Raw genomic sequence first — 2,358 nt, forward strand, 5'->3', positions numbered from 1 at the left:
CGCGCGCCCCCCCCCCCCCCCCCCCCCCCCCCCCCACGCCCGCCTTGCCGAACGGCCACGCGGTGAGGTGGCGGTTGGCATCGGCTCGGGTCCGCACGGCACCCGCAGCTCGGGCCGCGTGACGCTGGAGGTGAGCAGCGATTACATGATGGGCCGCGATCCGGCCAGGGTGTTTGACCGTTGCGTCGTCAACCGCTCGGGGCAGATGCCCACACGCCCGCTGAGTGATCAGCCGGGCTGGCGGGGCTGAGGATGGCGCGGCCAGAGAACAGCGCAACGCCCATGGGCCGGTCGATGATCCTGCATGTCGGGGTCCAGAAGACCGGCACGACCTCGTTGCAGCGCTTTCTGCGCCGCAATGCGGGCGACATGGCCGATGCCGTGATCCTGCGCACGCCCGAAGAGGGCACGCCGATGCGCCCGCTTGGCCGCGCAGCCATCCGGCTGAGCCTTGCACCCGGAGATGACAATGAACGGCTGTTCCGGCTGGCCTTCGAGGATGTGCTGGACACGGTGCCCGACGGGTCGCAGACGGTTCTGATCAGCCACGAGAATCTGGCCGGTGCGATGCCCGGCAATGGCGGCGAGACGCGCCTGTTTCCGATGCTGCCCCGGATCGTGAAACTGCTGGACAAGGTCGCGCAGGAGCGCGGCTTTGCGCCGCAATTCGTGGTCGGTACGCGCCGTATGACCCAGTGGAAGCCCTCGGTCTGGGCGCAGGCCGTGCGCACCGATGGCTATCCCCGCGGATTTGACGAATTTCAGGCCGAGGTCTCGGACCTGCCCGGCTGGGGCGATCTGATGCGGCGGCTGTCGGCGGCACTGGCGCCCGGTTGCCTGCACCGGCTGCGGCTGGAGGATGAGGCCGATCCGGCCCGCCCCGGCGCCCAGCTGTTGCGCATCGCGGGCCTGTCTGAGGCGCGGATTGCCGCGCTGGCGCCGCTGGAGGGCCGCTCGATGGAGCGTCTGTCTGCGGGTGCGACCGAATTTCTGCGCCGGATCAATGGTCTGGCGCTTAACCCTCATGCGCGGGACAAGGTCGCTGATCTTGTCGCGCGTTCCCAGACACTGTTTGCGGCTGACGCGCCGCCCAAAGGCACTTCCTGAAAGGAGCATCCCATGGTCCAGTTCACCCTGCCCAAGAACAGCCAGATCCGGGTCGGCAAGACCTGGCCCAAGCCCGAGGGCGCGACGAATGTGCGCAAGTTCAAGATCTATCGCTGGGACCCGGAAACCGGCGAGAACCCGCGTCTGGACACGTATTTCGTGGATCTGGACAAATGCGGCCCGATGATTCTGGACGCGCTGATCAAGATCAAGAACGAGATTGATCCCACCCTGTCCTTTCGCCGGTCCTGCCGCGAGGGGATCTGTGGCTCCTGCGCGATGGTGATCGACGGCGGCAACCGGCTGGCCTGCATCTTCGGCATCGACGAGGTCAAGGGCGATGTCGCGATCTATCCGCTGCCGCATATGCCGGTGGTCAAGGATCTGGTGCCCGATCTGACGCATTTCTATGCCCAGCATGCTTCTGTGAACCCCTATCTGCAGACCGTCTCGCCCACGCCCGGCAAGGAATGGAAGCAGTCGATCGAGGATCGCAAGAAACTGGACGGTCTTTATGAGTGCATCCTGTGCGCGTCCTGTTCGACCTCGTGCCCCAGCTACTGGTGGAACGGCGACCGCTATCTGGGACCGGCCGCCCTGCTGCACGCCTATCGCTGGATCATCGACTCGCGCGATGAGGCGACGGGTGATCGTCTGGACGAGCTGGAAGACCCGTTCAAGCTGTATCGCTGCCACACGATCATGAACTGCACCAATACCTGCCCCAAGGGTCTGAACCCGGCCAAGGCGATTGCGGCGATCAAGCACATGATGGTGGAACGCGCGGCGTGATCTGCGCCCGCGGGTCAGCCCTTTGTCATGGCTGGTTCCGGTGACAATTCCCATGGCGGGCCTGTGCCCGCCATGGAGGGTGCCGGTGTCGGTCGGACGGGGTGCGCCCACAGGCTGCGGGGCAGGCAAAGGCCCCGAAACCGCGGCACCGGTTCCGAAGCCCGCTTGACTTCCCCATCCCGCAGCTTAGGTCAGCCCGCATGACCCAGCAGATCACCCTGTCCGGCGCCCCCGAGGGCTATGATGCCGCCCTGATCGCGCGCGAGGCCGCCCGGCCCGAAAATCGCGGCGCGCCCGTGATCCATATCGCCCGCGACGACAGGCGGATGGCGGCCACGCGCGCCTCGCTGGCCTTTCTGGCGCCGGGTCTGCCGGTGCTGGATTTCCCGGCCTGGGACACGACGCCCTATGACCGCGTCTCGCCCGCGCCCGAGATACAGGCGGCGCGGATGGGCCTGC

At 67.0% G+C, this 2,358-nt stretch carries 3 protein-coding genes and 1 pseudogene; all 4 read left to right on the plus strand.

Features of this window, described 5'->3' with window-relative positions; genetic code table 11:
• Window positions 1–250 (plus strand): annotated as a pseudogene (locus tag ACK41U_RS07655) (hypothetical protein); the annotation flags it as partial.
• Between the two features lie 2 nt (window positions 251–252).
• Complete coding sequence (locus tag ACK41U_RS07660; RefSeq protein WP_409677900.1) at window positions 253–1,107, plus strand: hypothetical protein; 855 nt, start codon at window positions 253–255, stop codon at window positions 1,105–1,107.
• A gap of 12 nt (window positions 1,108–1,119) precedes the next feature.
• A complete protein-coding gene (locus ACK41U_RS07665; protein ID WP_409677903.1) occupies window positions 1,120–1,899 on the plus strand; it encodes a succinate dehydrogenase iron-sulfur subunit in 780 nt (259 codons plus the stop codon).
• Window positions 1,900–2,099: 200 nt separating this feature from the next.
• Window positions 2,100–2,358 (plus strand): hypothetical protein (locus ACK41U_RS07670; protein WP_409677905.1); only part of this gene is annotated, 259 nt, incomplete at its 3' end.

Source organism: Paracoccus sp. (in: a-proteobacteria) (genome assembly GCF_046289755.1).
Lineage (GTDB): Bacteria > Pseudomonadota > Alphaproteobacteria > Rhodobacterales > Rhodobacteraceae > Paracoccus.

Coding starts and splice junctions, on each gene's coding strand:
- ACK41U_RS07660 (WP_409677900.1), top strand. CDS start 253: ATGGCGCGGCCAGAGAACAGCGCAACGCCCATGGGCCGGTCGATGATC.
- ACK41U_RS07665 (WP_409677903.1), top strand. CDS start 1,120: ATGGTCCAGTTCACCCTGCCCAAGAACAGCCAGATCCGGGTCGGCAAG.